This window comes from Aquabacterium sp. NJ1, from assembly GCF_000768065.1.
Taxonomy (GTDB): domain Bacteria; phylum Pseudomonadota; class Gammaproteobacteria; order Burkholderiales; family Burkholderiaceae_C; genus Aquabacterium.
This window is the reverse complement of record NZ_JRKM01000001.1, coordinates 1,770,683-1,797,392: the sequence shown is the minus strand read 5'-3', so window position 1 is coordinate 1,797,392 and position 26,710 is coordinate 1,770,683. Positions and strand designations below refer to the sequence as shown.

Genomic DNA, 26,710 nt, shown 5'->3' with positions numbered 1-26,710 from the left:
GCGCCGCCATGCCACGCTTCTTCATTGACAGGCCCATCTTTGCCTGGGTGATCGCGCTGTTCATCCTGGTGTTCGGCGGGGTGGCCATCACCCAGCTGCCCATTGCGCAGTACCCCACGGTGGCGCCGCCTTCCGTGGTCATCAGTGCCACTTACCCTGGCGCCTCGGCCAAGACGCTGGACGAAAGCGTCATCAGCGTGATCGAGCAGGAGCTCAACGGCTCGCCCGGCCTGGCTTATATGGAATCGGTCAGCCAGGCCAACGGCACGGGCTCGATCACCGTCACCTTCGAAACGGGCACCAACATCGACCTGGCCCAGGTGGACGTGCAGAACCGCCTGTCTCGTGCCTCGCCACGCCTGCCCGCTGCCGTGACGCAGCAGGGCGTGAAGGTCGACAAGTCGCGCAGCAACGTGCTGCTGTTCGTGATGCTGTCGTCCACCAACCCGGCTTATGACCCGGTGGCCCTGGGTGACTATGCCTCGCGCAACATCCTGCCCGAGCTGCAACGCGTCAAGGGCATCGGCCAGGTGCAGCTGTACGGCACCGAGCGCGCCATGCGTGTCTGGGTGGACCCGGCCAAGCTGGTGTCCTATGGCTTGAGCGTGGCCGAGGTGAACGCCGCCATCAAGGCCCAAAACAGCCTGGTGCCCGCAGGTGCCCTGGGTGACCGCCCCAACCTGATCGACCAGACCATGACCGCCACCGTGGTGGTCAATGGCCAGCTGGAGAACGTCGACCAGTTCGCCAACATCGTGCTGCGCGCCAAGCCGGACGGCTCCACCGTGCGCCTCAAGGACGTGGCCCGCCTCGAACTCGGCGGCCAGACCTATGGCACCTACGCGCGCCTCAACGGCAAGCCCGCTGTCGGCATGGCCGTGCAGCTCTCGCCCACGGGTAACGCGCTGGAGTCGGCCAAGCTGGTCAAGGCCCGCATGATCGAACTGCAGAAGTACTTCCCGCAAGGCGTGAGCTACTCCTTCCCGTATGACACCTCGGGCTTCATCCAGGTGTCAATCAGCCAGGTGGTGGAGACGCTGGTGGAGGCCGTGATCCTGGTCTTCCTGGTGATGTACCTGTTCCTGCAGAACTTCCGCTACACGCTGATCCCGACGCTGGTGGTGCCCGTGGCGCTGCTGGGCACCTTCGGTGTGATGTCGGTGGCGGGCTTCTCGATCAACGTGCTGACCATGTTCGGCATGGTGCTGGCCATCGGTATCCTGGTGGACGACGCCATCGTGGTGGTGGAGAACGTCGAGCGCCTGATGGCGCAAGAGGGCCTGTCGCCTTACGAGGCCACCAAGAAGGCCATGAGCCAGATCAGTGGCGCCATCATCGGCATCACCGTGGTGCTGGTGTCCGTGTTCATCCCGATGGCCTTCTTCGCCGGCTCGGTGGGCAACATCTATCGCCAGTTCTCGCTGTCGATGGTGGCTTCGATGCTGTTCTCGGCCTTCCTGGCCTTGTCGCTGACACCGGCCTTGTGCGCCACGCTGCTCAAGCCCGTGCCCGATGACCACCATGAAAAGGGCGGCTTCTTCGGCTGGTTCAACCGCTTCTTCACGTCGACCACGCATGGCTACGAAAACTTCGCGGCCAAGCTGGTGCGCCGTGGTGGCCGTGTGCTGATCGTCTACGTGCTGATCGTGGGCGTGGTGGGCTGGTTGTATGTGCGCATGCCGTCTGCCTTCCTGCCCAATGAAGACCAGGGCAACCTGATCGTCAACGTGCAGCTGCCGCCTGGCGCCACCACCCCTCGCACCGAGGCCGTGATCGCGCAGGTGGAGGACTACTTCATGAAGCAGCCCGAGGTGGCTTCGGTGGTGGGCGTGGTTGGCTTCAGCTTCTCCGGCACTGGCCAGAACGCGGCGCTGGGCTTCGTCACCTTGAAGGACTTCGACCAGCGCAAGGGTGAGGCGCATTCCTCGCAAGCCCTGGCCAAGCGTGCCTTCGGCGCCTTGATGGGCATCCGTGACGCCTTCATCTACCCGCTGAACCCGCCGCCGATCCGCGAACTGGGTAACGCCACCGGCTTTGCCCTGCGCCTGCAGGACCGTGGTGGCCTGGGTCACGACGCCTTGCTGGCGGCGCGCAACCAGTTGCTGGGCATGGCCCGCGAGAGCAAGGTGGTGACGGGCTTGCGCCCTGACGGCCTGGAAGACGCGCCGCAAGTGCAGCTGGACATCGACCGCGAGAAGGCCTATGCCCTGGGCGTGAGCTTCGACGCGATCAGCTCGACGCTGTCTACCGCCTTGGGTTCGGCCTACATCAACGACTTCCCCAACCAGGCTCGCCTGCAGCGTGTGGTGGTGCAGGCCGATGCCAAGGCCCGCATGCAGCCCGAGCAGATCCTGCAGCTCAACGTGACCAACAACCAGGGTCAGAGCGTGCCGCTGTCATCCTTCGTGCGGGCACGCTGGGTGACCGGCCAGATGCAGGCCGTGCGCTACAACGGCTACCCTGCCATGCGCCTGGCCGGTGATGCCGCGCCCGGATCGTCCACGGGTCAGGCCATTGCCGAGATGGAAGCCATGGCTGCCAAGCTGCCCCCGGGCATCGGCATCGAGTGGACGGGCTTGTCGCGTGAAGAGCAGTTGTCGGGTTCGCAAGCCACCACGCTGCTGGCCTTCTCCTTGCTGGCCGTGTTCCTGTGCCTGGCCGCGCTGTATGAAAGCTGGTCCATCCCGTTTGCGGTGATGCTGGTGGTGCCGCTGGGTGTGCTGGGTTCGCTGCTGGGTGCCAACCTGCGTGACCTGCCCAACGACGTGTTCTTCAAGGTGGGTCTGATCACCATCATCGGCTTGTCGGCCAAGAACGCCATCCTGATCATCGAGTTTGCGCGTGAGCTGCAAAGCAAGGGCATGAGCGTGCTGGACGCCACCTTGCAAGCCTGCCACCTGCGCTTCCGCCCGATCATCATGACCTCGGTGGCCTTCATCCTCGGGGTGCTGCCCCTGGTGGTCTCCAGCGGTGCAGGCGCGGCCAGCCAGCGCGCCATCGGTACCGGCGTGATGAGCGGCATGATCGCCGCCACCGTGCTGGCCGTGTTCTTCGTGCCCGTGTTCTTCGTGGTGGTGCGTCGCTTCTTCCCGGCCAAGCCGCCGCGCGCTGAAGCTGCCACTGCTGCAGTGGAGTCTCAACATGAATAAGCCGTTCACGCCCTCCAAGCCGGCCATGCGCCCGGCCTTGCTGAGTGCCCTGGTTGCCAGCGCCGTGCTGCTGATGTCGGGTTGCTCCATGGTGCCGGTGTACGAGCGGCCTGCCATGGCGGTGCCCGCCCAGTTGCCTCAAGAGGCAGCGAGCGCTGCTGCCGGTGGTGCCGCCAGCACCCCGACCGACGCACAAGCCGCCCGCGCCGTGGTGGACCTGCCCTGGGCCACTTACTTCCCGGATACCCGCCTGCAAGGCCTGATCCGCCTGGCGCTGGACAACAACCGCGACTTGCGGGTGGCGGTGCTCAACATCGACCAGTTGCGCGCGGCCTACCAGATCCAGAACGCCGACCGCTTCCCGACGCTCAACGGCAGCATCAGCGGCACTCGCCAGCCTTCGAGCGCATCGCCCTATCCGTTGACCACCACGGTGACGGGCGGTGTCACGGTGTCCGCTTTCGAGTTGGACCTGTTCGGCCGCGTCAAGGCCTTGAGTGAAGCGGCGGCCGCGCAAGTGGTGGCTTCTGAAGAAGCGCGCAAGACGGTGCACATCAGCCTGGTCGCCTCGGTGGCCAATGCCTACTACGCCTTGTGGGCCGACCGCTGGCAACTGGCCTTGACCGAGCAGACGCTCACCACACGCCAGGACTCGCTCAAGCTGCAGCAGCTGAAGTTCGACAGCGGCGTGCTCAACGAGCTGGACCTGCGCTCAGCCCAGTCCCTGGTCGAAGCCGCTCGTGTGACCCGTGCCCAGGCGCAACGCCAATGGGCACAGGATCTCAACGCCTTGAGCCTGCTGCTGGGCAGCCCCGCGCCCACTGACCTGTTGCCACCGGTGCCTGACGCCAACAGCATGCAGGCCGCAGCCACCAGCAAGGACAGCCAGGCCGCCGCACAGACCGTGCAGGCCACGCTCTGGCCTGACCTGAGCGAGCTGCCCGTGGGCTTGTCATCCGACGTGCTGCTGCAGCGCCCGGACATCGCCCAGGCCGAACAGCAGCTGATCAGCGCCAACGCCAACATCGGTGCGGCGCGCGCGGCCCGCTTCCCGCGCATCAGCCTGACGGCCAGCGCCGGCGTGGTCAGCGATTCGCTGTCGGGGCTGTTCAATGATGGCCGCAACGCCTGGAGTTTCGCGCCCTCGGTGACCGTGCCCATTTTTGATGCGGGCCGGGCCGCAGCCGGTGTGGATGTGGCCAAGGTCAAGCGCGACATCGCTGTGGCGCAGTACGACAAGGCCATCCAGACCGCTTTCAAGGAAGTGGCCGATGCCCTGGTGGCGCGCCGCACCTATGCCGAGCAGGCGCAGGCCCAACTGGCCCAGGCCCAGGCCGAAGCCGCGCGCTTGCGCTTGTCGACCTTGCGCTATGACACCGGCGTGGCCAGCCAGCTGGATCTGCTGGATGCGCAGCGCGCGCTGTTCTCGGCCCAGCAGGCCTTGATCGCGGCGCAACTGGCGCGCCAGCAGGCGCACATCAGCGTGTACAAGGCGCTGGGTGGTGGCTGGCAGGCAGGCAGCACCCAGGCCAGCGCTCAGTGAGTGGTGGGGCTGGGGGCGGCATCCGTTGCCGCCAGCAGCTTGTGACCCAGTCGCGCGCTCAGCTTGTTCACGTTGTTGAGTGACAGCAGGTGGGCGTGCACCCAGCCCAGCGCACCTGAGGCAAACAGCGACTGAACCGTATCCGGCGGCAGGGCGCGCAGCTTGGTCTCGTCCACCACCTTGAAGCCATTGAGCGTCATGCTCGCGCCATTGATCTTGCAATCGATGCTGCGCTCGACCAGCAGGCCCAGGTCGGCCAGATGCTGGGCGAAACGGGCGGTGGCCAGCATGTCCTGGTGGTACGACAGCAGGAACTGCTGCAGTTGCTGCAGATAAGGCGTGGCCTGGCCTTGTACATCGAACAGGGCCTCGCCTTGTGTCTGGTCCAGGCCATCAAAGGCTTCGTCCAGGCAGACGGTCATCTGGGCCTGGCCGGGTTGTTCGGCCAGCACGAAGGGGTAGCGGCGCACGAAGGCGGGCACGTAGTGCTGCTCGGCCCAGTTGCCATCAGGCTCGATCATCAGGTTTTCCTTGTCGCGCAGGCCCACGATGGACACCAGCGTGTGGCTCGCATCGGCCTGCACGAACACGCAAGGGTAGTCCAGCGCCGCCAGCGGCAGTTCGGAGGCGGCCAGCAGCATCGAGTTGGTCTCGCGGGCAAAGCTCAGGCCGCCTGCACCCTGGTGGACGCGCAGGGTGCGGTGTTGTTCGCGGTCCAGCGGGACCAGGCGTTCGTACATCATCAGTGTCTTCATGTTTGATCCAGGTCTGGCGTGCACAAGGGCACGTTCAGCTCAGCATAGTCCGAATGGATGACAGATTGATGCCGCTTGCGGGTAAACGCCGGGCCATGTCGCGATAATGATGGCCGTGACTACCTTGACCTTGCGCGACCGCTGGTCGCTCTACCTCGATCTCATCCGCTGGAACCGGCCTCAGGGCTGGCTGCTGTTGTTGTGGCCGACTTATGTGGCCTTGTGGCTGGCGGCGGGCGGTTTCCCGGGCTGGCACCTGCTGTTGGTGTTCACGCTGGGCACGATCCTGATGCGCAGCGCGGGTTGTGCCGTCAACGACGTGGCCGACAAGGATTTCGACCTGCACGTGCAGCGCACCGCGCAGCGGCCCATCACCAGTGGGCGCATTTCGGTGAAAGAAGCCTTGGCTGTGGGCGCGGTGCTGTCGCTGGTGGCCTTCGGGCTGGTGCTGACCACCAATGCGCTGACGATTGCGATGTCGTTTGGCGCGCTGGCTGTCACCATCGTCTACCCGTTTACGAAGCGCTTTTTCTCGATGCCGCAGGCGGTGCTGGGCGTGGCCTTCAGCTTCGGCATCCCGATGGCGTATGCGGCGATCCAGCAGCAGGTGCCACCTGTGGTGTGGTGGCTGATGGTGGGCAACCTGGCCTGGGTGCTGGCCTACGACACCGAGTACGCCATGGTGGACCGTAATGACGACTTGAAGATCGGCATCCGCACGTCGGCGATCACGCTGGGGCGCTTCGATGTGATCGGGGTGATGGGCTTTTATGCCTTGTGCCTGGTTTGTTGGTACCAGGTGGGGCGGCTCAGTGGGCGCGGTGTTTTTTATGAGCTGTCATTGGCAGTGGCGGCTGGGCAGGCGCTGTGGCATGGCTGGCTGATCAAGGGCCGGGTGCGTGAGGATTGCTTCAAGGCCTTCCGGCTCAACCACTGGTTGGGGCTGACGGTTTGGCTGGGGGTGCTGGTGGATACGGCTTGGGGCTCGTCGTTGGGGCGTTGACCCGTGTTGTTGAGGGCGCTCTTGGTTGGCGTGCCTGGGTTGGTGCGCTTTGTCGGGGCAACCGCAGGGTGCGGATGAGTCGGTGGGCGCCGGGCTCATACGTTGGCGGTCCCGCTGCGCAGGACTGCTCTGCGGTGCGCGCGGCGAGCTTGCGCTGGGAAACTCCCGCCGCGAACGGCGTTCGCTCTGGTCAAACAGTCCCAGCGAGTCAGTTGGTGGAGGCGTGCTGCGCACGCCAAGCTCGCCGCTGTGCTCCTCGACGCCACCGAAATCGCCCAGCGCCCACCGCCTCATCCTGTTTCACCCTGCTCTCCGCATGCCACGGTCCCTGTCGGCACGCCACCAGCGGGGCGACCGGCTCCGCCCGCGCCCCGCGCTGCATCGAAAAGACGCTCTAAACCTCGCGCGTGGCAAGCGCATCAAGCGCAACAAGGCGATCAGCGCCCGAACTCATCCCCCAGCTCACCTGCCCGCTTCTGCGCCGCCCGCATCGCCGCAATGAACGCGGCCTTCACCCCAGCCGTTTCCATGCTGGTCAGCGCTGCATACGTCGTGCCGCCCTTGGACGTCACACGCTCACGCAACACCGAGGGCGCATCCGTGGACTGCGCCGCCAGCGTGGTGGCGCCACCAAACGTGGCCAGCGCCAATTGGCGGCCTTGCTCTGCGCTCAGCCCCATGTCCTGCGCCGCCTGCATCATGGCCTCGATGAAATAGAACACATACGCCGGGCCCGAGCCCGACAGCGCCGTCACCGCATCCAGATCAGCCTCCTGCTGCACCCACATGGCTTGCCCCGTGGGCTCCACCATGTGCTGGATGGCTTCGCGTTCCACCACGCTGACCTCGCTGCGTGCAAACAGCCCCGTCATGCCCTGGCCGACCAGCGCCGGCGTGTTGGGCATGGCGCGCACGATACGCGGTGTGCCCAGCAGGTTTGCCATGTCGTCGGTGCGCAGGCCCGCCATCACGCTGTAATGCAGGGCGTGGCCGATCAGCTTGGCATACGTGTGGGCGGCGTCCTTGAACTGCTGCGGCTTGACGGCCCACACCACCGTGCGGGCTTGTGTCAAAGCCGGGCTGGGGCCTTCCGCCGTCTGCACGCCCAGCGTTTGCGTCAGGCGCGTGCGCTGCTCGGCCATCGGGTCGATGACCAGGATGGAGGCCGGGTTACGGCCCTGGCGCAGCAGGCCGCCGATGATGGCGGTGGCCATGTTGCCGCCGCCGATGAATGCGATGTCGATGGGGGTGGTCGTGGGGGTGCTCATAACCCGCCATCATGCCGCATCTGTGGTGGCTTCTTTCAGCAGCCGCAGCAGGCGTTCGGCTTGAATGGGCTTGTGCAGCAGGTGCACGCGGGCAGCCTGGGCATCGTTGGCCAGGCCCGGCGTGGCTTCGCCTGTGAGCAAAAACGCAGGCAACTCGTCGCCGAACTCGTAGCGCAACTGCTTGATGGCCTCCAGACCATTGACCGACAAGCCCAGCCGGTGGTCGCTGATCAGGGCCACGGGCATGTCGCCTTCGGGCATCACACCGTTTTCCTGCAGGTGGATGACGGCATCCAGCGCGCCGTCGGGCGTGCTCGCGGCCGCCACCTGCCAGCCCTGCTGCCGCAGCACCAGCGAGGTGCCTTCCAGCACTTCCGGTTCATCGTCGATCAGCACGATCACGCCGCCCGTCTTGTCGCGCTGCTGGGGCGTGGCCAAAGGCTTGGCTTCCGCCGCACGGTGCACCGGCTCGGCGTGGCGCGTCACCAGGCCCTCCGAGCCAGCCGGGATCAGGCGCGGCAGGCGCACCGAGAAACACGAGCCTCGCCCGGGCCGCGACAGCAGCGTCACCGGCGTGGGCCCCAGCATGCTCAGGCGCCGCACCACGGCCAGGCCCAGCCCCAGGCCTTCGCTGCTGCGCCGGCCCTGGTTGTAGGCCTGGAAATAATCCTCGAAGATGCGGTGGCGGTGCTGGCGTTGCACGCCCACGCCGGTATCCCACACCTGGCACATGACCGAAGGGCCACGGGCCCGGGCTCTCAGGCGCACCTCGCCTTTTTCGGTGTAGCGCACCGCGTTGTTGAGCAGGTTGCGCAAGATGCGCTCCAGCACATGCGGGTCGGCCTGCACCCAGTCATCGGTCACGTCCATGCGCCATCGCAGGCCCTTGTTCTCGCACAGCACCGAGAATTCGTTGTCCAACCGTGACCACAGCGCGGCCAGCGGCAGGGCCTGGGCGCGGTAGTCGATGCGCTGCGCGTCAATGCGGGCCACGTCGAACATCTTCTCGAACATGGTGCTCAGCGAGCCCAGCGCCGTGTGGATCTTGGCCAGCAAGGGCGCGCCCTCCTGCTCGTCCACGTGTGGCTTGAGCGCACTGGCCAGCAGCATCATCACGTGCAGCGGCTGGCGCAGGTCGTGGCTGGCCGAGGCGAAGAACTCGCCCTTTTGCCGGTCGGCGGTTTCAGCGCGGGCTTTGGCCTGGGTGACCTTGTTGATCTCGTCGCGCAGTTGCAGCACCAGGTCAGCGTTTTCGTGGCGCAACAAGGCGCCCTCACGCAGGCGGCGGCTGATGCCCATCGACACGATCATGCAGGTGATGAGCGACACCGTCATCACCACGGCCAGGTAGTTGGAGCTGGGCTCCTGGTCCACCAGCAGGCGGCCGGCGGCCATGACCAACAACGGCCCGCTGCCCAGGAAGGCCACCGCCCAGTCGTGCACCACCACCAGCATGATGGTGTAGCCATACACGATGATGGCCGCCACGAAGGTGAGCTTCCAGCCCGCGCTGGCCACGCCCAACAGCGCGATGGCCATCAGGCCCCATAGCAGGCTCTGGGCGCCGTGCCACCACAGCAGGCTCAGGCGCCAGCGCTCATAGCCGGAAGCGGGGATGCCGAAGCGGCGAAAGTGCCGCGCCATCATCACGACAATGGTCCACACGGTGATGAGGCCTGTGGCGGGCAGCAGCCAGTGCCAGGTCGGCACGGGCCAGTCGTGGATCATCCAGCCCAGCACGATCAGGCCGATGAACTGGCCGATCAGGCCACCCGGGGACGTGCGCCAGCTGTCCTGCAACATCTGCAGGTCGATGCGGGCCTCGATCGGAGACAGGCCCCGAAGCGAGCGCCGCAGGATGCTCACGCAGCCGTTTCCCTGGCCGTCTCGTTCAAGCCCTGGGGCTGGGTGTGCAGTGCGTCATCGTCGTCCGACGAAGGCAGGGCGGACGGGCTGCGCGAGCACAGCAGCACCAGTTGCGTGCGGCTGTGCACGCCGTAGGCACGGAAGATCGCGCTGACATGCAGCTTGACCGTCTCGGCGCTGATGCCCAGGGCCGAGGCAATCGCGTGGTTGGTGCAACCCTTGAGGATCCACTGCAGCACGTCCTTCTGGCGCGGCGTCAGGCGGATCACGCGGGGCGGCGTGTCGTCGGCCGGTGCAGGCCATTCCACATCGCTGGGTGACAGCAACTCGGAGGGGAAGTGCAGGCGGCCTTCCACCAGAGCGCGCAGCGCGCTCATGAAACCGTCGATCTCGGCCAGCTTGGGGATGAAGCACGAAGCACCGTGGTGGATGCATTCCAGGGCGATCTGCACGTCGCTTTGCCCGGTGATGATGCCGATGCGCTGGGTCGGGGCGGCGGCGCGTACGGCCTGCAGCGTGGCCATGCCGCGGCTGTCGGGCAGACCCAGGTCCAGCAGGACCACGTCGATCGGGTCGTCGATGCCGGCGTCCACCAGCTTGCTCAAGGCGCCTTGCAGCGTGTTGGCGTGCGAGAAACGCGCGGAGGGGTCCAGGCTGCGGATGGCCTGCATCATGCCTTCGCGGATCAGGCTGTGGTCATCAACCAACAAATAGTGGGGGGCTCGCGGATCGTCCATACCAAGGTCCTTATGAGACGAGCTCATCTTAATTTGGCATTAACGGTTCCCAAATAGGGCCGTACCCACCCTCAACATGGAGGATCCCTCCTCCACGGCGGCTTCGAGATCAGCGCTCATCCCCATTGACAAGGTGTCCAGGGGCAAACCCTTGATTTTGAGGTCATCAAACACGACACGTACCGCGTGCAGTTGCGCTTTTTGCAACGCCGGGTCGGTGGTGGGGGCGGGCAGGGCCATCACGCCGCGCAGCCTCAGGCGGGGCAGGGCGCTCACGGCCTGGGCCAGCGCCAGGGCCTCGTCGGGCGCCACGCCGCTCTTGCTGGCCTCGCCACTGGTGTTGACCTGGATGCACACCTGCAGCGGTGGCAGGTGCGCCGGGCGCTGCTCGTTCAGGCGCTGCGCGATCTTGAGCCGGTCGATGGTGTGCACCCAGTCGAAGGCCTCGGCCACCACGCGGGTCTTGTTGCTCTGCAGCGGCCCGATCATGTGCCACTCGATCTGATCACGCAGGTCCGCCAGCGCGGCGATCTTGTCGAGCGCCTCCTGGACGTAGTTTTCGCCGAATTTTCTTTGACCAGCGTGAAAGGCTTCCCGCACTGTTTCAGCTGGAAACGTTTTGCTCACGGCCAGCAAGGTCACACTGTCAGGCCGGCGCCCAACGCGCGAACAAGCCTGGTTTATCCGCGCTGTCACGAGTTGTAGGTTGCTTGCGATCGTCGCCATAATGGTCTGTCACGATTTGTCAGGTTGTCATCATCCATGGATATCACCCAACTGCTTTCGTTCTCGGTCAAAAACAAGGCATCTGACTTGCACTTGTCTGCAGGCCTGCCGCCGATGATCCGGGTGCACGGTGACGTGCGGCGCATCAACGTCGACGCGCTGGACCACAAGCAGGTCCATGACATGGTGTACGACATCATGAACGACGCCCAGCGCAAGATGTACGAAGAGACGCTGGAGTGCGACTTCTCCTTCGAGATCCAGGGCCTGGCGCGTTTCCGGGTCAACGCCTTCAACCAGAACCGCGGCGCCGGCGCCGTGTTCCGGACGATTCCTTCCAAGATCCTGACGCTGGAGCAGCTCAACGCGCCCAAGGTCTTCCAGGATCTGGCCATGAAGCCGCGCGGTCTGGTGCTGGTGACGGGGCCAACCGGCTCGGGCAAGTCCACCACGCTGGCGGCCATGGTCAACCACCTCAACGAGTCCGAGTACGGCCACATCCTGACCGTGGAAGACCCGATCGAATTCGTGCACGAGTCCAAGAAGTGTCTGATCAACCAGCGCGAAGTCGGCCCGCACACCATGAGCTTTGCCAACGCGCTGCGCTCGGCCTTGCGTGAAGACCCGGACGCCATCCTCGTGGGCGAAATGCGTGACCTGGAAACCATCCGCCTGGCGCTGACCGCCGCCGAAACCGGCCACCTGGTGTTCGGCACGCTGCACACGTCCTCGGCCGCCAAGACCATCGACCGCGTGGTCGACGTGTTCCCCGCCGCTGAAAAGGACATGGTTCGCGCCATGTTGTCCGAATCGCTGCAGGCCGTGATCTCGCAAACGCTGTGCAAGACCAAGGACGGATCGGGCCGCGTGGCCGCGCACGAGATCATGATCGGCACGCCCGCCATCCGCAACCTGATCCGCGAAAACAAGATCGCCCAGATGTACTCGTCGATCCAGACGGGTAACAGCCTGGGCATGCAGACGCTGGACCAGAACCTGACGGACCTGGTCCGCCGCAATGTGATCTCGCCCGCCGAGGCGCGCGCCAAGGCCAAGATCCCCGAAAACTTCCCAGGTTGAGCATGAAGCGGTTGTTTGATCGTTTCTCGCTCAACACAGCTGGCCGGCAGGGGGAGGCCCCCGCCGAAGCCAAGGCAGACGACGAAGGTTATTTCGCCACCCAGTTCATGGAGCGGCCCGAGATCAGCAAGGCCAGCTCCGCCTGGACGGCCCGCGGCCTGGCCGTGGGCGCCCACGCGCTGGACCCTGAAGTGGGCCTCGGCCTGCTGCTCAAGGCCTGGGGCAAGGACGTCCTCATGGCCTCGCTGGCCCCTGAAGACCACCGCAAGCTGATCGAGCACCTGGATTTCGTGACCGTGCCGCCTGGGCGCGAGCTCATCGTGCAGGAAGAAAAGGGTGACTACGCCCTCATCGTGCTGGAAGGCCTGGTGGCCGTGGACCGCGTGCAGCCCACCGGCGCGCGCGCCCGCCTGGCCGAAGCCCGCGAGGGCGATGTGCTGGGCGAGATGTCGCTGCTGGATGCCGGCGCGCGTTTCGCCTCCTGCCTCACCCTGAGCCGCTGCTCGCTGGCCGTGCTGAGCAACAGCGCGCTGGACGAACTGGCCATTGAAGAGCCCCGTCTGGGCCTGGCCTTGATGACCTCCACGGCACGCCGCCTGTCCCTGCGCATGCGCCAGCTCAGTGCGCGGCTGGGCGCCTTGCTCACAGCCGGCTGAGGCCGCATCATTCACCCCACCGAACCAAGATTTAGGCAGGACCCATCATGGAACGCGACCAGGCCTCGAAATTCATCAACGACTTGCTCAAGCTGCTCGTGACGCGTGGTGGCTCCGACCTGTTCCTGACGGCCGAATTCCCGCCCGCCATCAAGGTGGACGGCAAGGTCACCAAGGTCTCGCCCCAGCCCTTGAACCCGGGGCACACCATGGCGCTGGCGCGGTCCATCATGAACGACAAGCAGGCCGCCGAGTTCGAGCGCACCAAGGAGTGCAACTTCGCGATCTCGCCGGGTGGCGTGGGCCGTTTCCGCGTCAATGCCTTCATCCAGCAAGGCCACGTCGGCCTCGTGCTGCGTGTGATCCCCCAACAGCTGCCCACGGTGGACGGCATGGGCCTGCCCCAGGTGCTCAAGGAGCTGGTCATGACCAAGCGCGGCCTGGTCATCCTGGTGGGCGCCACGGGCTCGGGCAAATCCACCACCTTGGCCGCCATGGTGGACCACCGCAACGAGAACTCGTTCGGCCACATCATCACGCTGGAAGACCCGGTTGAATTCGTGCACCCGCACAAGAACTGCATCGTCACCCAGCGCGAGATCGGCATCGACACCGATGGCTGGGAGATGGCGCTCAAGAACACCCTGCGCCAGGCGCCCGACGTGATCCTGATGGGCGAAATCCGCGACCGCGAGACCATGGAGCACGCCGTGCAGTTCGCCGAAACCGGCCACCTGTGCATGGCCACGCTGCACGCCAACAGCGCCAACCAGGCGCTGGACCGCATCATCAACTTCTTCCCCGAAGAGCGCCGCGCCCAGCTGTTGATGGACTTGTCGCTCAACCTCAAGGGCCTGGTCTCGCAGCGCCTGCTGCCGCGTCAGGAGGGCAAGGGCCGGGCGGCCGCCGTCGAGATCCTGCTCAACACGCCGTTGATCTCCGACCTCATCTTCAAGGGTGAGGTGGGCGAGATCAAGGAGATCATGAAGAAGTCGCGCGAGCTGGGCATGCAGACCTTCGACCAGGCCTTGTTCGACCTGTACGAAGGCAACTACGTCACCTACGAGGACGCGCTGCGCAACGCGGACTCGGTCAACGACTTGCGTCTGCAGATCAAGCTCAACAGCCACCGCGCACGCAACACCGATCTGGCCGCCGGCACCGAGCACTTCAAGATCGTCTGATCCTGATCGATCAGGCGGCGGGCCATCGCAGGCTCTGACAGAATCGGCCATCCGCCATGGAGTTGATGCCGATGACCGCTGCCGACAAGACCTACGAACCTTCAACCGCCCGCAAGGTGGCCTTCATTGGCCTGGGCACCATGGGCGCGCCCATGGCCGTGCACCTGCTGCGTGCGGGTCATGATGTGACCGTCTACAACCGCACAGCGGCCAAGGCACGTGCCTGGGTGGCCGAGCATGGCGGCAAGCAGGCGTCCACGCCGGCCGAAGCGGCACAAGGCGCGGAGATCGTGATCACCTGTGTGGGCAATGACGATGACCTGCGCGAGGTGGTCAGCGGCCCCGAAGGCGCCCTGCAGACCTTGCCCAAGGGCGGGGTGCTGGTGGACCACACCACGACCTCGGCCGAGGTGGCGCGTGAACTGTCGCACCTGGCGCTGGAACACGGGTGCTCGTTTGTGGATGCGCCCGTGTCGGGTGGCAACCTGGGCGCCATCAATGGGGTGCTAACGGTGATGTGTGGTGGCGCGGCTTACGCGTTTGACCGCGTCAAGCCGGTGATCGCGGCTTACTCGCGCGCCGTGACCTTGCTGGGTGACAGTGGTTCGGGGCAGCTCGCCAAGATGGTCAACCAGATCTGCGTGGGCGGCGTGCTGCAGAGCCTGGCCGAGGCGCTGGCTTTCGGTCAGAAGGCCGGGCTGGACATGCAGCAGGTGATCGAGGTGATCTCCCAGGGGGCGGCCAGCAGCTGGCAGATGGTCAACCGCGGGCCCACCATGATCAAGGACGAGTTCGACTTTGGTTTTGCGGTGGACTGGATGCGCAAGGACCTGGGGCTGGTGCTGGAAGAAGGGCGCCGGCAGGGCTCGCGTTTGCCGGTGACGGCCTTGATCGACCAGTTCTATGCGGATGTGCAGGCCATGGGCGGCGGCAGGCTGGATACGTCGAGCTTGATCAAGCGTTTGCGTTGAAAGAGTCGTCGCAGAAACTTTCCGTCGACGCTATTGGATCTGGTGAGATGAGGCTGCTGCGTGCCTGCTTGATTGGTGCGCGCTTTTTCGTTGCAGCGCAGGGCGCGGCTGAGGTGGCATGCGGCTGGGCTTCATGTTGACGGTCCTGCCGCAGGCAGGACTACCCTGCGATGCTCGTGACGAGGTGGGGCCCTCTAACTCGCTACGCGGCTGTGCCGCTGCGCTCAAACATATCGGGCCAGTCAGATGGACGATGCACGCTGCGCGTGCCCACCTCGCCACTGCGCGTCTCGGCGTCCCCAAGGCGCCCAGCCGCACACCACCTCAGCCTTTTATCGCCCCGCTTGAGTATCGCCACGGTGGCTGGCGCTGCGCGTAATGGTGATCCAACAGTGATGGAGTCGCGCGGTAAAGGTCAGGTGGAGGCAAACGATCATGACATCCGCATCCGCATCCGCATCCGCATCCGCATCCGCATCCGCATCCGCATCCGCACGACCGGCCTTATCAAAGCTTGCCCCATGCTTCCGCCAGAACGCGGGCCTATGCATGTCACCAGCGAGGCGGAAAAGGGCTGAGCCGGCATCTGGCCGGGCGCCTTGTTGGTGCTGAGAAGCGCAGTGGCGAGGTGGGCGCGCGCAGCGCGCTTCGTCAACTGACTGGCCCGATATGTTTGAGCGCAGCGGCGCAGCCGCGCAGCGAGTTGGAGGGCCCCACCTTGCCACGAGCATCGCAAGGCAGCCCCGCTTTGCGGGGCCACCAACATGAAGCCTGGACGGATGCCGGCTCGGCCCCCGCCTCGCGCTCTGCCGACAAAACGCTCCACCGAAAAAGCGTCTCACCCAATGCACGATTCAGCACGAGAGCCGCCATGACCTGGCATCACCCGGTCAAAACAAAAAAGGCCGCATCTCTGCGGCCTCTCCATCACCTTGCGCTTACTGCTGCGGTGGCCGCGGCAGCTTGCGAGCCAGCTCATCCTCGCTGATGATCTGCATCACCTTCACCACCCGGTTCACGCCCTTCACGCTGGCCGCCAGTTCAGCCGCACGATTCGCCTCGCGCTCGGTGACCAGACCCATGATGAACACATCGCCGCGCTCCACCACCACGCTGAACGCATTCGAGATGATGTCGCGCGCATCCACCAGCGTCGCCTTGATCTTGCCCGCCAGCAGCACATCACTCGAGCGTGACCCCAGCGAACTGTTGAGGCTCACCGTCAACTCGTTGTAGACGTTGGACACGTTCTCCACCGCACGCGCCGCCTGCTCGGCAGCGGTCTTGTCTGCCTCCGTGGGCACCTCGCCGGTCAGCAAGATCCAGCGGTTGTACGCATTCACATTGACATGGCCCAGGCTACCAATCGCATCCTTGATGCGGTTGCTGGCCTTGATCTCGATGGTCTGGTCTTCCAGCTGCATCCCCGACGTGCGGCGATCGGTCGCCACGAAGGCGCTACCCACGGCGGTGCCCAGCACCAGCGGCGCGCAGGCAGACAGGCTGCCCATGGTCAGCACGGCGGCGGCAACCCAGCGCAGCGTGCGTTGTTTCGTGATCGTCTGGAACATCAGGCATCCTCTCCAAGCAAATGGGTGTCCACGGCAGCGCACAGGCCATGCAAGGCCAGCCAGCCCGTGGCAAACAGGGTTTCAGGGCGGGTGCCGGGCAGGGGCACCCAGACATCCGTGTCACGCATCAAGGGCCCCAGGGTTCGGGCGCTTTCTCCCGTGAAGGCAACCAGGGTCAGGTCGTTGTCGCGCGCGGCTTCCGTGGCGGTACGCAGGTCGGCCTCGTCGCGCTCCATCGAAAACGCCAGCCACACGTCACCCGGGTGGCCCAGCGCCCGCACCTGCTGCGTCAGCGAGGCTTGCGCGCCACCTTGGGGCGGGATCAGCGCATGTGCGGCCAGGGGAGGGCGCTCGCGCCCCGAGCCATTGACCAGCAGCGACGCGGCCTGTTGCGCCAGCCAGGCGGCCTCGCCCTCGCCGGCACACAGCACACGTCCACCAGAGGTGATGGTGTGCATGATGGCCTGCGCGGCATAGTTGAGTTGCTGCGCCAGGCGGTCTGACGATTGGTAGAGCCAGTCGGCGGTCTCCAGCAAGGGTTGCTGAAGCGATGTCTGCTGAAAATGGGAGTCCGGCATGGCGCGGATCATAAGTCAGGGTAAGCCCTGCATGTTTCAGGACGCATCAAAGGCTGCGGGGATCCAATGTAAAGCTTCACCATCGATGGCGACCACGTCGAAGCGGCAGGGCGGCCATTCGCGCAGGTTCATCAGGTAATACTGCGCCCCCATGATGCATTTGCGCTGTTTGCCGCGGCTGACGGTGGCCGCTGCGCCGCCATGGTCCGCGCCACTGCGCACGCGCACCTCCACGAACACCAAGGTGCCGTCGCGGTCACGCATGATCAGGTCCACTTCGGCGCCGCGGGCGCTCGGGCCGCGCGCCACCCGATAATTGCGTTCGACCAGCGTCAGGCCCTGGCCTTGCAAATAGACCAGTGCCTTGTCTTCTCCCTCATCTCCCCGGGATTTCGTTGTGACCTTTGATGCCAATATGCTGCTCCAGGCGGCTCACCAGGTGGCCGGCAGCCAGCAGTATCCCAAAGGTGCGCTCTACCTGGTCGCCACGCCCATCGGCAACCTGGCCGACATGAGCCTGCGCGCCCTGCATGTGCTCAGCCTGGTGGACGTCGTGGCCTGCGAAGACACCCGTGTCACCGGCAACCTGCTGCGTCACCTGGGGCTCGACAAAAAGCTGATCGCGCTGCACCAGCACAACGAAGTGGGCGGTGCGCAAGGTGTGCTGGCGCTGCTGCAAGCAGGCCAACGCGTGGCTTATGTGAGTGACGCCGGCACGCCTGCCGTCTCCGACCCCGGCGCCCACCTGGTTCACGCGGCGCAACTGGCGGGCCTGCCTGTGGTGGCCCTGCCTGGCGCCAGCAGCGTCACCACTGCCATGAGTGTGGCCGGTGATGCCCACGCCCAGGGCTTTCGCTTCCTGGGCTTCCTGCCCTCCAAAGGCGCCGCCCGCGTCAACGCCCTGCGTGAGGTGCTGGGCCAGGACCACAGCGTGGTGCTGTTCGAGGCGCCGCACCGCATCGAAGCCCTGGCCACCGAGCTGGCCGAAGTGCTGCCCCAGGGCCGCGTCACCGTCTGTCGCGAGCTGACCAAGCAGTTCGAGAGCATCACCACGATGGACATCACCACCATGGCCGACTGGCTCAAGGGCGATGCCAACCGCCTGCGCGGCGAGTTCGTGCTGGTCGTGCATGCCGTGCCCTCGGCGCAGGACTCCCAGGCGTTGTCTCCCGCGATGGAGGCCATCCTGGCCGAACTGGTGCGCCACATCCCTGTCAAGCAGGCCGCCGGTCTGGTCGCCGACGCGGCCGGCTTGCCGCGCAAGGCGCTGTACGACGTTGCCCTGGCGCATCGCCAGGCCGATCAGGATCTCGGCGAATCGGACTGAGCCTGGCGTGATCAGTCGAAGACCCCTTGAGTGCGTTGAGGGGCAACCCTCGTATTGAGCATTAACCCTGGGGGCAATATTTAACGTCAGGCCAAGAATGAAGCTCAGCCGCCATCACGAGCGGTGCCTTATCGAGGAGAGCTTCCATGACGTCTTCATCCCTTCGCCGCATCTGCGCCGCTGTTGCGCTGACCGCCGCCGCCGTGGCCGCCGCACCCGCGCATGCCCAGTTGTCTTTGTCGAGCCTGCTGAGCCCGGCCTCCAAGACCAAGTACCCCATCGTGCTGGTCCACGGCTTCATCGGTTTCGACAACGTGCTGGGCATCCAGTACTTCTATCAAATCCCCAAGGCCCTGCGTGACGACGGCGCCACCGTCTACATCGCCTCGGTCAACCCTTCGCAGACCACCGAGTTCCGCGGCGAAGAGCTGGTCCAGCAGATGAAGCAGTGGGCCGCCAAGGACGGCGTCAAGAAGTTCAACCTGATCGGCCACAGCCATGGCGGCCCCACCGTGCGTTACGCCGCCGGCACCGTGCCCTCCATGGTGGCCTCGGTCAGCACCATGGCGGCCACCCACTTCGGCTCCAAGGTCGCTGACGACATCCTGGCCAGCACCACGCCCGACGGCACGTTTGACAAGCTGGCCACCGCGGGCCTGCAACTCATCGGCTGGCTCACCGGCAATACCACCTACAAGCAGGCTGATCTGCTCACAGCGCTCAACGCCTTGAGCACCAAGGGCTCCGAAGCCTTCAATGCCAAGTTCCCGGTTGGTGCCCCGACCACCACCTGCGGCAGCGGCCCCGAAGTGGCCAGCGTGAACGGCAACAGCATGCGCTGGTACTCGTTCTCGGGCACCTCGGTCAAGACCAATGGCTGGGACATTTCCGATGCCATCCTGGCCTACACCGCCGACTACTTCAAGGGCGAGCCCAACGACGGCCTGGTGGCGCGCTGTTCCAGCCACTGGGGCAAGGTCATCAAGGACAACTACGCCTGGAACCACCTGGACGAAGTCAACCAGGTCCTGGGCATCGTGGGCAAGGATGCCCCGGACCCTGTGGCCTTCTACAAGCAGCAGGCCAACCGTCTGAAGCTGGCGGGCTTGTGAGCCTGTCACCGGTCCTTTGAACCCTTCCGAACCGTCCTTTTCGAGCCGGCCCTCTTTCGGGGGCCGGCTTTTTTGTGCTCATCGCGACACCACATTGCCCGACGCCACAACTTTGTTATGAGGGGCTACAACTACCGTGGGAGAGGACTTCCCCGTTCTATCGGGTATGCCCTGCGTCGTGTTTAGACCCCTGTATTGATACTCCACTCGCCTGCTGATCGATAAACGTCAACCAAGCGCAAGCAGGCGAGCACAAGGAGTCCAAGCATGCCATTCAACGCTTCCCTCAAAACCCTCTGCACGGCCGTGGCCATGACTGCCGCGGCCATGTCCGTCGCCCCGGCAGCCCACGCCGGCACCACCGCCAAGACCAAGTACCCCATCGTGCTGGTCCACGGCTTCATCGGCTTTGACAACGTGCTGGGTATCCAGTACTTCTATCAAATCCCCAGCGCCCTGCGCAACGAAGGCGCCACCGTCTACATCGCCTCGGTCAACCCCTCGCAGACCACCGAATTCCGTGGTGAAGAGCTGATCCAGCAGATGAAGCAGTGGGCCGCCAAGGACGGCGTCAAGAAGTTCAACCTGATCGGCCACAGCCATGGCGGCCCCACCGTGCGCTACGCCGCCGGCACCGTGCCCTCCATGGTGGCCTCGGTCAGCACCATGGCCGGCACGCACTTCGGCTCCAAGGTCGCCGACGACATCCTGGCCAACACCACCCCGGGCGGCACCTTCGACACCGCCGCGACCGCCGGCCTGAAGCTGATCTCCTGGCTGACCGGCAACAAGACCACCAGCCAGACCGACCTGCTGACTGCGCTCAACGCGCTGAGCACGCCGGGTGCAGCGGCCTTCAACGCCAAGTTCCCGGTCGGCGCGCCCACCACCACCTGCGGCAGCGGCCCGCTCACGGCCAAGATCGCCGGCAACAGCATGAACTGGTACTCGTTCTCCGGCACCTCGGTCAAGACCAATGGCTGGGACGTGTCCGATGCCTTGCTGGCCTACACCGCCGACTACTTCAAGGGCGAGGCCAACGACGGCCTGGTGTCGCGGTGTTCCAGCCACTGGGGCAAGGTCATCAAGGACAACTACACCTGGAACCATCTGGACGAAATCAACCAGGTCCTGGGTACCATCGGCTCTGGCGCGGCTGATCCCGTGGCCTTCTACGTCCAGCACGCCAACCGCCTGAAGTGGGCCTTCCTCTGATTGGGGCTCGCGCGGGCTGATCGCCCATGCGCCACAAGGTCGATCCTTCATTCGAGGGGGATCGGCCTTTGTTCGTTGCCGAACTGGGCGATTGCCCTGTGTATGACTGAAACACGGACCCGCCACAATGGGTTCGCAAGGCGTGAAACAGCGCCTCTGTCGGAAGTGCTTGGAGAAACATGAAGATGCCCGCGATGCAGATGCGTGGATGGAAGACGGTGGGGGCACTGGCCCTTGCCGCCGTGGCCATGGCCGCCTGGGTGGCCCACAAGGGCGCGGCCGATGCGCCGGCAGGCAGCGGTACCCCCGGTGCTTCCGGATGGAGCATGATCAGCCCCACCCCTGATGCGCCCGCTGGTGCAGGCTCCGCACCCGCCGCAGCCCTGACCCCGGAACAAGTGCGCACCCGCCTGTTCAGGGATGGCTCCTTCGCCGGCACCGAACCTTCGGGTGACTGGTGCGTGGCCTCTGCCAAGCTCAGCCCCTGCCCTGAGCTGCGCAAACGCTTCGAGTACTACATCCTGGGCCTGGGCGAGGTGAGCATCGCCGACATCAAGGCCCTGGTGGCCGACGAAGCGCGCAAGGCGCACGGCGAGCAACTGGCCAACGAGATCATGGCCATCTGGGACAAGTACTGGCAGCTGCGCACCTACGCCTGGCGCAACCGGTTCGACCAGTCCGACCGCAGCACCTGGATGCCTGTCTTCGAGGAGCAGAAGGCCGTACGCCGTCAGATCCTGGGTGCCGACTGGGCCAAGGCCTTCTTCGATCAGGACGAGCAGCACTTCAAGCAGTACTACGACCAACTCGAATCCGGCCTGCCGCCGCCACCTGACCCTGGAGAGCCCGTGCCCCAGATGGCGCCCGGCAAGGACCCGGCCGCCGTGCGCGCCGAGCGCGTGGCCCGCTATGGCGAAGCCGCTGCCGACCGCCTGGCCAAGGCCGACGAAGAATGGGCCGACTGGGAGCGTCGCCTCGCCGGTGCCCGCGCCGAATGGGATCGCCTCAAGGGTTCGCCCAACCTGTCGGACGCCCAGCGCAAGCAGGACATGCAGGCCTACATCAACAACAACTTCAAGCCCGACGAGTACCTGCGCGTCCAGGCCCTTCTTCACCTGTGAGGCATCTCTGACACGGTAGATACCCCGTGAATAGTCAGGTGGGGTGCGGGCCCTTGCGGCCCGTGCCTACAATGGGGCCATGATCGCCGTCGACGCCACCATCGCCCGTCTCCAGACCGCCCGCGAGTTGCTGCTTGCCCCCTTCGGTCTGGACGAATCCACCCTGCTCAAGGCCCTCAAGGTCATCACCGAACACCGGGTCGATGACGCGGACCTGTACTTCCAGTACACCCGCAGCGAAGGCTGGAGCCTGGAAGAAGGCATCGTCAAGTCCGGCAGCTTCGGCATCGACCAGGGCGTGGGCGTGCGCGCCATCTCCGGTGAAAAAACCGCCTTCGCCTACTCCGACGACATCTCCGAAGCCGCCTTGCTGGACGCCGCCCGCACCGTGCGCACCATTGCCGCCGCAGGCCAGAGCCGCCGCGTCAAGGTGGGTGAGCACCGCGTGGCCGCCTCACGCAGCCTGTACGCCTCCTTCGACCCCATCGCCTCGCTCGACAGCGCCGCCAAAGTCGCCCTGCTGGAAGACGTTGAACGTCGCGCACGTGCCAAGGACCCGCGCGTGGTGCAGGTCATGGCTGGCCTGGGCTGCGAATACGACGTCGTGCTGATTGCCCGTGCCGATGGCACCCTGGCCGCCGACGTCCGCCCCCTGATCCGCCTGTCGCTCACTGTGATCGCCGAACAAAGTGGCCGCCGTGAAGTCGGCTCCTCCGGCGGCGGTGGCCGCTACGACCTGTCCTACTTCACGCCCGCCGTGACCGACCAGTACGTGGACCAGGCCGTGCACGCCGCCCTGATCAACCTGGAAGCCCGCCCCGCGCCCGCTGGCGAAATGACCGTGGTCCTGGGCAACGGCTGGCCCGGCATCCTGCTGCACGAGGCCGTCGGCCACGGCCTGGAAGGTGACTTCAACCGCAAGGGCTCCAGCGTGTTCTCGGGCCGGGTGGGCCAGCGCGTGGCCGCCAAGGGCGTCACCGTCCTGGACGACGGCACCATCCCCGACCGCCGCGGCTCGCTCAACATCGACGACGAGGGTCACGCCACCCAGCGCACCGTGCTGATCGAGGACGGCATCCTCAAGGGCTATATGCAGGACGCCACCAACGCTCGCCTGATGAAGACCGGGCAGACCGGCAACGGCCGTCGCGAAAGCTACGCCCACCTGCCCATGCCCCGCATGACCAACACCTACATGCTGGCCGGCGACAAGGATCCCCACGAAATCGTGGCCTCCATCGACCGCGGCCTGTACGCCGTGAACTTCGGCGGCGGCCAGGTGGACATCACCTCCGGCAAGTTCGTTTTCTCCGCCAGCGAGGCCTATTGGGTCGAAAACGGCAAGATCCAGTATCCGGTCAAGGGCGCGACCCTGATCGGCAACGGCCCCGAGGCCATGACCCGCGTCAGCATGATCGGCAACGACCTGGCGCTGGACTCCGGCGTCGGCACCTGCGGCAAGGAAGGCCAGAGCGTCCCGGTGGGCGTCGGCCAGCCGACTCTGCGCATCGATGGCCTGACGGTGGGCGGCACCGCCTGAGCCGTCGTGCCGCGCCTGGCTTGATCCCGCCTGGCCTGCTCCTGTTTTCGCCCCTTGTTCAATTATTTGCAGGCAGTGCTTGACCAAGGCACTGAATCTCGTGCATAATTCAAGGCTTCGCTGATCAAGCAGCGGACTTTGGCCCAAAACCTGAGTTCAAGCGCGCAAGTGCTGAAAGTTCAGGGCCCTCGCAAAGATTGCTGGCAAGACTCAAATTGCATGTGATCAAAGCGCTGCGGCAGGGACTCACAAAGCCTGTTGCTTTTTTCAGATCCGCCCGTTCTACGGGCCCAAGACTGACCGTTCGTTGTTGTGCAGTTGTTTGTGCAGCCGTTCGGGCCAAGTTGGGGTAACCATGATCCAAATGCAATCGCGACTTGACGTCGCTGACAACACTGGTGCTAAGAGCGTCATGTGCATCAAGGTGCTCGGTGGCTCTAAGCGTCGTTACGCCGGTATCGGCGACATCATCAAGGTGAGCATCAAAGAAGCTGCACCTCGTGGCCGCGTCAAGAAGGGCGAGGTTTACAGCGCTGTGGTCGTCCGTACCGCCAAGGGTGTTCGTCGTCAAGACGGTTCCCTGGTGAAGTTCGACGGCAATGCCGCCGTGCTGCTGAACGCCAAGCTCGAGCCTATCGGCACACGTATCTTCGGCCCAGTGACGCGTGAACTGCGTAACGAGCGCTTCATGAAGATCGTTTCGCTGGCTCCTGAGGTTCTGTAATCCTCGGGCAACGCAAAGGACAGCTCATGAACAAACTCAAGACAGGCGATCAGGTCATCGTTCTGACCGGTCGCGACAAAGGCAAGCGTGGCACCGTCTCCGCTCGCGTGGACGACTCCCATCTGCTGGTTGATGGCGTGAACGTTGCCAAGAAGCACGTCAAGCCCAACCCCATGAAGGGCACCACCGGCGGCATCGTTGACAAGACCATGCCCATCCACCAGTCCAACGTGGCGATTTTCAACCCTGCCTCTGGCAAGGCTGACCGCGTCGGTATCAAGCTCCTGGCTGACGGCAAGAAAGTGCGCGTCTTCAAGTCCAGCGGCGAAGAAATCAAGGCTTGAGGTCAAAAATGGCTCAACAACAAGCTCGCCTGCAGCAGATCTACCGCGAAAAGATCGTGCCTGAACTGATGAAGCAGTTCGGCTACAAGTCGATCATGGAAGTGCCGCGTCTGACCAAGATCACCCTGAACATGGGTGTCTCGGAAGCCGTGTCGGACAAGAAGGTCATGGAGCACGCCGTGAGCGACCTGACCAAGATCGCCGGCCAGAAGCCCGTGATCACCATGTCCAAGAAGGCTATCGCCGGTTTCAAGATCCGCGAAAACATGCCTATCGGCACGATGGTCACCCTGCGCGGTGTCACGATGTTCGAATTCCTGGACCGTTTCGTCACGATCTCGCTGCCCCGCGTTCGTGACTTCCGCGGTATCTCTGGTCGTTCTTTTGACGGTCGCGGCAACTACAACGTCGGCGTCAAGGAACAGATCATCTTCCCGGAAATCGAGTACGACAAGATCGACGCCATCCGTGGTCTGAACATCAGCATCACGACGACGGCCAAGACCGACGAAGAAGCCAAGGCTCTCCTGGCTGCTTTCAAGTTCCCGTTCAAGAACTGAGGTACACCATGGCAAAAGTATCCCTGAAGCAACGCGAAGAAAAGCGCGAAAAGCTGGTTGCCAAGTACGCCAAGAAGGTCGCCGAACTGAAGGCTGTCATCAACGACAGCAAGAAGTCCGACGAAGAGCGCTACGCCGCTCGTCTTGAACTGCAAAAGCTGCCCCGTAACGCCAACCCCACCCGTCTGCGCGCACGCTGCGGTCTGACTGGTCGCCCACGTGGCACCTTCCGTCAGTTCGGCCTGGGCCGTATGAAGATCCGTGAATTGGCATTCGCTGGCGACATCCCCGGTGTCACCAAGGCGAGCTGGTAATCCCAGCAGGGCACGAACAGGAGTTATCCCATGAGCATGAGTGATCCCATCGCCGACATGCTGACACGCATTCGCAACGCCCAAATGGTCAACAAGACCGCCGTTGCACTGCCGTCGTCCAAGCTGAAAGTCGCGATTGCCCAGGTCCTGAAGGACGAAGGCTACATCGACGGTTTCGCCGTCACCGGCGAAGCTGCGAAGCCCACACTGGAAATTTCGCTGAAGTACTACGCAGGTCGCCCGGTCATCGAGCGCATCGAGCGTGTGTCCCGTCCTGGTCTGCGCATCTACAAGGGCCGTCACGACATTCCTCAGGTCCAGAACGGCCTGGGTGTGGCTATCGTGACAACCCCCAAGGGTGTGATGACCGATCGCAAGGCCCGCGCTGCCGGTATCGGTGGCGAAGTGCTCTGCTACGTCGCCTAATCGAGGAGCAATCGCAATGTCCCGCGTTGGAAAAATGCCGATCGCCGTCCCTCAAGGTGTGGACGTGAAGATCTCTGCCGAGGCTGTGACCGTCAAGGGCAGCCTGGGCACCCTGAGCCTGCCGGTCAACGGCCTGGTCACCGTGTCGCAAGAAGGCGCCACGCTGAAGGTCGCTCCGGTGAATGATTCCGCTGAAGCCAATGCCATGTCTGGCACCTTCCGCGCCCTGCTCAACAACACCGTCAACGGTGTGAGCAAGGGCTTCGAGAAGAAGCTGAGCCTGGTTGGCGTGGGTTTCCGTGCCCAGGCCCAAGGCCAGAAGCTGAACCTGCAAATCGGTTTCTCTCACCCCGTCATCAAGGACATGCCTGCCGGCATCAAGGTCGAGACCCCGTCTCAGACCGAAATCCTGATCAAGGGTATGGATCGTCAAGTGGTTGGTCAGATCGCCGCCGAAGTGCGCGCCTTCCGTCCGCCCGAGCCTTACAAGGGCAAGGGCATCCGCTACGTCGACGAGCGCGTGGTCTTGAAAGAGACCAAGAAGAAGTAAGGAGCTGATTCATCATGGCAACAAGCAAGAAAGAACAGCGCCTGCGTCGTGCACGTCAAACACGTGCCCGTATCGCTCTTCAAGGCGCCGTGCGTCTGACGGTTTTCCGTACCAACCTGCACATCTACGCCAGCGTGATTTCTGGCGAAGGCGACAAGGTCCTGGCTACGGCTTCGACCGCCGAGAAGGAAGTGCGCGACCAGCTGCAAAAGGCTGGTGGCAACGTGGCAGCCGCCGCTCTGATTGGCAAGCGTATTGCCGAGAAGGCCAAGGCAGCTGGTGTCGAGAAGGTCGCTTTCGACCGCGCTGGTTATCAATACCACGGCCGTATCAAGGCCCTGGCTGATGCTGCGCGTGAAGCCGGCCTCCAGTTCTAAGCCGCGTCTGCAT

Annotated in this window: 28 protein-coding genes; 20 read left to right on the top strand and 8 right to left on the bottom strand. The window is 64.6% G+C overall.

Going from position 1 to position 26,710, the window contains the following annotated elements; genetic code table 11:
* Nucleotides 1–8: 8 nt before the first annotated feature.
* Both JY96_RS07725 and JY96_RS07720 read left to right on the top strand, forming a co-directional pair.
* Nucleotides 9–3,149 (top strand): efflux RND transporter permease subunit, encoded by a 3,141-nt coding sequence (locus tag JY96_RS07725; protein ID WP_035036376.1) that lies wholly within the window; start codon nucleotides 9–11, stop codon nucleotides 3,147–3,149.
* Nucleotides 3,142–4,692, top strand: a complete 1,551-nt coding sequence (locus JY96_RS07720; RefSeq protein WP_035036373.1) for an efflux transporter outer membrane subunit — start codon at nucleotides 3,142–3,144, stop codon at nucleotides 4,690–4,692. The genes JY96_RS07725 and JY96_RS07720 overlap by 8 nt, the downstream gene beginning before the upstream one ends.
* Here JY96_RS07720 and JY96_RS07715 read toward each other — a convergent pair.
* Entirely contained in the window at nucleotides 4,686–5,447 is a 762-nt protein-coding gene (locus JY96_RS07715) for a SapC family protein (RefSeq protein WP_035036369.1), read from the bottom strand. The genes JY96_RS07720 and JY96_RS07715 overlap by 7 nt on opposite strands.
* Before the next feature lie 115 nt (nucleotides 5,448–5,562).
* On the opposite strand from JY96_RS07715, the gene ubiA reads away from it, so the two are divergent.
* A complete protein-coding gene (gene ubiA, locus JY96_RS07710; RefSeq protein WP_235333876.1) occupies nucleotides 5,563–6,450 on the top strand; it encodes a 4-hydroxybenzoate octaprenyltransferase in 888 nt (295 codons plus the stop codon).
* 437 nt (nucleotides 6,451–6,887) lie between these two features.
* Here the strand turns inward: ubiA and proC are convergent, their stop codons facing one another.
* From proC to JY96_RS07690, 4 genes are read right to left on the bottom strand one after another with little or no spacing between them, the layout of a single operon-like run.
* Nucleotides 6,888–7,718 carry a pyrroline-5-carboxylate reductase gene (gene proC / locus JY96_RS07705; RefSeq protein WP_035036367.1) on the bottom strand — a complete coding sequence of 277 codons (831 nt, stop codon included), beginning with the start codon at nucleotides 7,716–7,718 and terminating at the stop codon, nucleotides 6,888–6,890.
* 9 nt (nucleotides 7,719–7,727) lie between these two features.
* Nucleotides 7,728–9,584 (bottom strand): hybrid sensor histidine kinase/response regulator, encoded by a 1,857-nt coding sequence (locus JY96_RS07700; protein ID WP_035036365.1) that lies wholly within the window; start codon nucleotides 9,582–9,584, stop codon nucleotides 7,728–7,730.
* Complete coding sequence (locus tag JY96_RS07695; protein ID WP_035036363.1) at nucleotides 9,581–10,321, bottom strand: response regulator transcription factor; 741 nt, start codon at nucleotides 10,319–10,321, stop codon at nucleotides 9,581–9,583. Before JY96_RS07695 ends, JY96_RS07700 begins: the two co-directional genes overlap by 4 nt.
* A gap of 39 nt (nucleotides 10,322–10,360) precedes the next feature.
* Complete coding sequence (locus tag JY96_RS07690) at nucleotides 10,361–11,047, bottom strand: YggS family pyridoxal phosphate-dependent enzyme (RefSeq protein ID WP_035036361.1); 687 nt, start codon at nucleotides 11,045–11,047, stop codon at nucleotides 10,361–10,363.
* Between the two features lie 36 nt (nucleotides 11,048–11,083).
* Between JY96_RS07690 and JY96_RS07685 the strand changes: the two genes are divergently transcribed.
* The 5 genes from JY96_RS07685 to JY96_RS23520 all read left to right on the top strand — a co-directional run bounded on the left by JY96_RS07685 (nucleotide 11,084) and on the right by JY96_RS23520 (nucleotide 15,516).
* Nucleotides 11,084–12,127 (top strand): type IV pilus twitching motility protein PilT, encoded by a 1,044-nt coding sequence (locus JY96_RS07685; protein WP_035036359.1) that lies wholly within the window; start codon nucleotides 11,084–11,086, stop codon nucleotides 12,125–12,127.
* 2 nt (nucleotides 12,128–12,129) lie between these two features.
* A complete protein-coding gene (locus JY96_RS07680; RefSeq protein WP_035036356.1) occupies nucleotides 12,130–12,783 on the top strand; it encodes a Crp/Fnr family transcriptional regulator in 654 nt (217 codons plus the stop codon).
* A 47-nt stretch (nucleotides 12,784–12,830) separates the two neighbouring features.
* Complete coding sequence (locus JY96_RS07675; protein ID WP_035036352.1) at nucleotides 12,831–13,967, top strand: PilT/PilU family type 4a pilus ATPase; 1,137 nt, start codon at nucleotides 12,831–12,833, stop codon at nucleotides 13,965–13,967.
* A 71-nt stretch (nucleotides 13,968–14,038) separates the two neighbouring features.
* Entirely contained in the window at nucleotides 14,039–14,938 is a 900-nt protein-coding gene (locus tag JY96_RS07670) for an NAD(P)-dependent oxidoreductase (RefSeq protein ID WP_035041644.1), read from the top strand.
* Nucleotides 14,939–15,282: 344 nt separating this feature from the next.
* Nucleotides 15,283–15,516, top strand: a complete 234-nt coding sequence (locus JY96_RS23520) for a hypothetical protein (RefSeq protein ID WP_161784259.1) — start codon at nucleotides 15,283–15,285, stop codon at nucleotides 15,514–15,516.
* Nucleotides 15,517–15,876: 360 nt separating this feature from the next.
* Here the strand turns inward: JY96_RS23520 and JY96_RS07660 are convergent, their stop codons facing one another.
* From JY96_RS07660 to JY96_RS07650, 3 genes are read right to left on the bottom strand one after another with little or no spacing between them, the layout of a single operon-like run.
* Entirely contained in the window at nucleotides 15,877–16,509 is a 633-nt protein-coding gene (locus tag JY96_RS07660) for a BON domain-containing protein (protein WP_035036346.1), read from the bottom strand.
* Nucleotides 16,509–17,087 carry an SIS domain-containing protein gene (locus JY96_RS07655; protein WP_035041642.1) on the bottom strand — a complete coding sequence of 193 codons (579 nt, stop codon included), beginning with the start codon at nucleotides 17,085–17,087 and terminating at the stop codon, nucleotides 16,509–16,511. Before JY96_RS07655 ends, JY96_RS07660 begins: the two co-directional genes overlap by 1 nt.
* 36 nt (nucleotides 17,088–17,123) lie before the next feature.
* On the bottom strand, nucleotides 17,124–17,501 hold the full coding sequence (locus JY96_RS07650; RefSeq protein WP_235333875.1) for a YraN family protein: 378 nt from the start codon (nucleotides 17,499–17,501) through the stop codon (nucleotides 17,124–17,126).
* Between the two features lies 1 nt (nucleotide 17,502).
* Here JY96_RS07650 and rsmI point away from each other — a divergent pair, with 1 nt between their 5' ends.
* The 12 genes from rsmI to rplR all read left to right on the top strand — a co-directional run bounded on the left by rsmI (nucleotide 17,503) and on the right by rplR (nucleotide 26,697).
* Nucleotides 17,503–18,414, top strand: a complete 912-nt coding sequence (gene rsmI / locus JY96_RS07645) for a 16S rRNA (cytidine(1402)-2'-O)-methyltransferase (protein ID WP_035036340.1) — start codon at nucleotides 17,503–17,505, stop codon at nucleotides 18,412–18,414.
* Nucleotides 18,415–18,560: 146 nt separating this feature from the next.
* On the top strand, nucleotides 18,561–19,526 hold the full coding sequence (locus JY96_RS07640; RefSeq protein ID WP_052162251.1) for a triacylglycerol lipase: 966 nt from the start codon (nucleotides 18,561–18,563) through the stop codon (nucleotides 19,524–19,526).
* A gap of 267 nt (nucleotides 19,527–19,793) precedes the next feature.
* A complete protein-coding gene (locus tag JY96_RS07635) occupies nucleotides 19,794–20,741 on the top strand; it encodes a triacylglycerol lipase (RefSeq protein WP_035036338.1) in 948 nt (315 codons plus the stop codon).
* 179 nt (nucleotides 20,742–20,920) lie between these two features.
* A complete protein-coding gene (locus JY96_RS07630; protein ID WP_035036335.1) occupies nucleotides 20,921–21,862 on the top strand; it encodes a lipase secretion chaperone in 942 nt (313 codons plus the stop codon).
* 79 nt (nucleotides 21,863–21,941) lie between these two features.
* Entirely contained in the window at nucleotides 21,942–23,402 is a 1,461-nt protein-coding gene (gene tldD, locus JY96_RS07625; RefSeq protein ID WP_035036332.1) for a metalloprotease TldD, read from the top strand.
* Between the two features lie 355 nt (nucleotides 23,403–23,757).
* Entirely contained in the window at nucleotides 23,758–24,126 is a 369-nt protein-coding gene (rplN, locus tag JY96_RS07620) for a 50S ribosomal protein L14 (RefSeq protein WP_035036327.1), read from the top strand.
* A 26-nt stretch (nucleotides 24,127–24,152) separates the two neighbouring features.
* A complete protein-coding gene (gene rplX / locus JY96_RS07615) occupies nucleotides 24,153–24,470 on the top strand; it encodes a 50S ribosomal protein L24 (RefSeq protein WP_035036324.1) in 318 nt (105 codons plus the stop codon).
* A gap of 8 nt (nucleotides 24,471–24,478) precedes the next feature.
* The gene (rplE, locus tag JY96_RS07610; protein WP_035036321.1) at nucleotides 24,479–25,030 is read left to right on the top strand and encodes a 50S ribosomal protein L5; all 552 of its coding nucleotides are present in this window, start codon (nucleotides 24,479–24,481) and stop codon (nucleotides 25,028–25,030) included.
* Nucleotides 25,031–25,038: 8 nt separating this feature from the next.
* On the top strand, nucleotides 25,039–25,344 hold the full coding sequence (rpsN, locus tag JY96_RS07605) for a 30S ribosomal protein S14 (RefSeq protein WP_035036319.1): 306 nt from the start codon (nucleotides 25,039–25,041) through the stop codon (nucleotides 25,342–25,344).
* Nucleotides 25,345–25,374: 30 nt separating this feature from the next.
* Nucleotides 25,375–25,770 carry a 30S ribosomal protein S8 gene (rpsH, locus tag JY96_RS07600; RefSeq protein ID WP_035036316.1) on the top strand — a complete coding sequence of 132 codons (396 nt, stop codon included), beginning with the start codon at nucleotides 25,375–25,377 and terminating at the stop codon, nucleotides 25,768–25,770.
* Nucleotides 25,771–25,786: 16 nt separating this feature from the next.
* Nucleotides 25,787–26,320, top strand: a complete 534-nt coding sequence (gene rplF, locus JY96_RS07595; RefSeq protein WP_035036314.1) for a 50S ribosomal protein L6 — start codon at nucleotides 25,787–25,789, stop codon at nucleotides 26,318–26,320.
* Between the two features lie 14 nt (nucleotides 26,321–26,334).
* Entirely contained in the window at nucleotides 26,335–26,697 is a 363-nt protein-coding gene (gene rplR, locus JY96_RS07590) for a 50S ribosomal protein L18 (RefSeq protein ID WP_035036312.1), read from the top strand.
* Nucleotides 26,698–26,710 lie beyond the last annotated feature (13 nt).

Coding starts and splice junctions, on each gene's coding strand:
- rplN (WP_035036327.1), top strand. CDS start 23,758: ATGATCCAAATGCAATCGCGACTTGACGTCGCTGACAACACTGGTGCT.
- JY96_RS07715 (WP_035036369.1), bottom strand. CDS start 5,447: ATGAAGACACTGATGATGTACGAACGCCTGGTCCCGCTGGACCGCGAA.
- JY96_RS07680 (WP_035036356.1), top strand. CDS start 12,130: ATGAAGCGGTTGTTTGATCGTTTCTCGCTCAACACAGCTGGCCGGCAG.
- JY96_RS07690 (WP_035036361.1), bottom strand. CDS start 11,047: ATGGCGACGATCGCAAGCAACCTACAACTCGTGACAGCGCGGATAAAC.
- JY96_RS07660 (WP_035036346.1), bottom strand. CDS start 16,509: ATGTTCCAGACGATCACGAAACAACGCACGCTGCGCTGGGTTGCCGCC.
- JY96_RS07640 (WP_052162251.1), top strand. CDS start 18,561: ATGACGTCTTCATCCCTTCGCCGCATCTGCGCCGCTGTTGCGCTGACC.
- rplX (WP_035036324.1), top strand. CDS start 24,153: ATGAACAAACTCAAGACAGGCGATCAGGTCATCGTTCTGACCGGTCGC.
- rplR (WP_035036312.1), top strand. CDS start 26,335: ATGGCAACAAGCAAGAAAGAACAGCGCCTGCGTCGTGCACGTCAAACA.
- proC (WP_035036367.1), bottom strand. CDS start 7,718: ATGAGCACCCCCACGACCACCCCCATCGACATCGCATTCATCGGCGGC.
- JY96_RS07695 (WP_035036363.1), bottom strand. CDS start 10,321: ATGGACGATCCGCGAGCCCCCCACTATTTGTTGGTTGATGACCACAGC.
- tldD (WP_035036332.1), top strand. CDS start 21,942: ATGATCGCCGTCGACGCCACCATCGCCCGTCTCCAGACCGCCCGCGAG.
- rplE (WP_035036321.1), top strand. CDS start 24,479: ATGGCTCAACAACAAGCTCGCCTGCAGCAGATCTACCGCGAAAAGATC.
- rpsN (WP_035036319.1), top strand. CDS start 25,039: ATGGCAAAAGTATCCCTGAAGCAACGCGAAGAAAAGCGCGAAAAGCTG.
- JY96_RS07670 (WP_035041644.1), top strand. CDS start 14,039: ATGACCGCTGCCGACAAGACCTACGAACCTTCAACCGCCCGCAAGGTG.
- rpsH (WP_035036316.1), top strand. CDS start 25,375: ATGAGCATGAGTGATCCCATCGCCGACATGCTGACACGCATTCGCAAC.
- rplF (WP_035036314.1), top strand. CDS start 25,787: ATGTCCCGCGTTGGAAAAATGCCGATCGCCGTCCCTCAAGGTGTGGAC.
- rsmI (WP_035036340.1), top strand. CDS start 17,503: ATGCTGCTCCAGGCGGCTCACCAGGTGGCCGGCAGCCAGCAGTATCCC.
- JY96_RS07685 (WP_035036359.1), top strand. CDS start 11,084: ATGGATATCACCCAACTGCTTTCGTTCTCGGTCAAAAACAAGGCATCT.
- JY96_RS07725 (WP_035036376.1), top strand. CDS start 9: ATGCCACGCTTCTTCATTGACAGGCCCATCTTTGCCTGGGTGATCGCG.
- JY96_RS07635 (WP_035036338.1), top strand. CDS start 19,794: ATGCCATTCAACGCTTCCCTCAAAACCCTCTGCACGGCCGTGGCCATG.
- JY96_RS07675 (WP_035036352.1), top strand. CDS start 12,831: ATGGAACGCGACCAGGCCTCGAAATTCATCAACGACTTGCTCAAGCTG.
- JY96_RS07655 (WP_035041642.1), bottom strand. CDS start 17,087: ATGCCGGACTCCCATTTTCAGCAGACATCGCTTCAGCAACCCTTGCTG.
- JY96_RS07630 (WP_035036335.1), top strand. CDS start 20,921: ATGAAGATGCCCGCGATGCAGATGCGTGGATGGAAGACGGTGGGGGCA.
- JY96_RS07720 (WP_035036373.1), top strand. CDS start 3,142: ATGAATAAGCCGTTCACGCCCTCCAAGCCGGCCATGCGCCCGGCCTTG.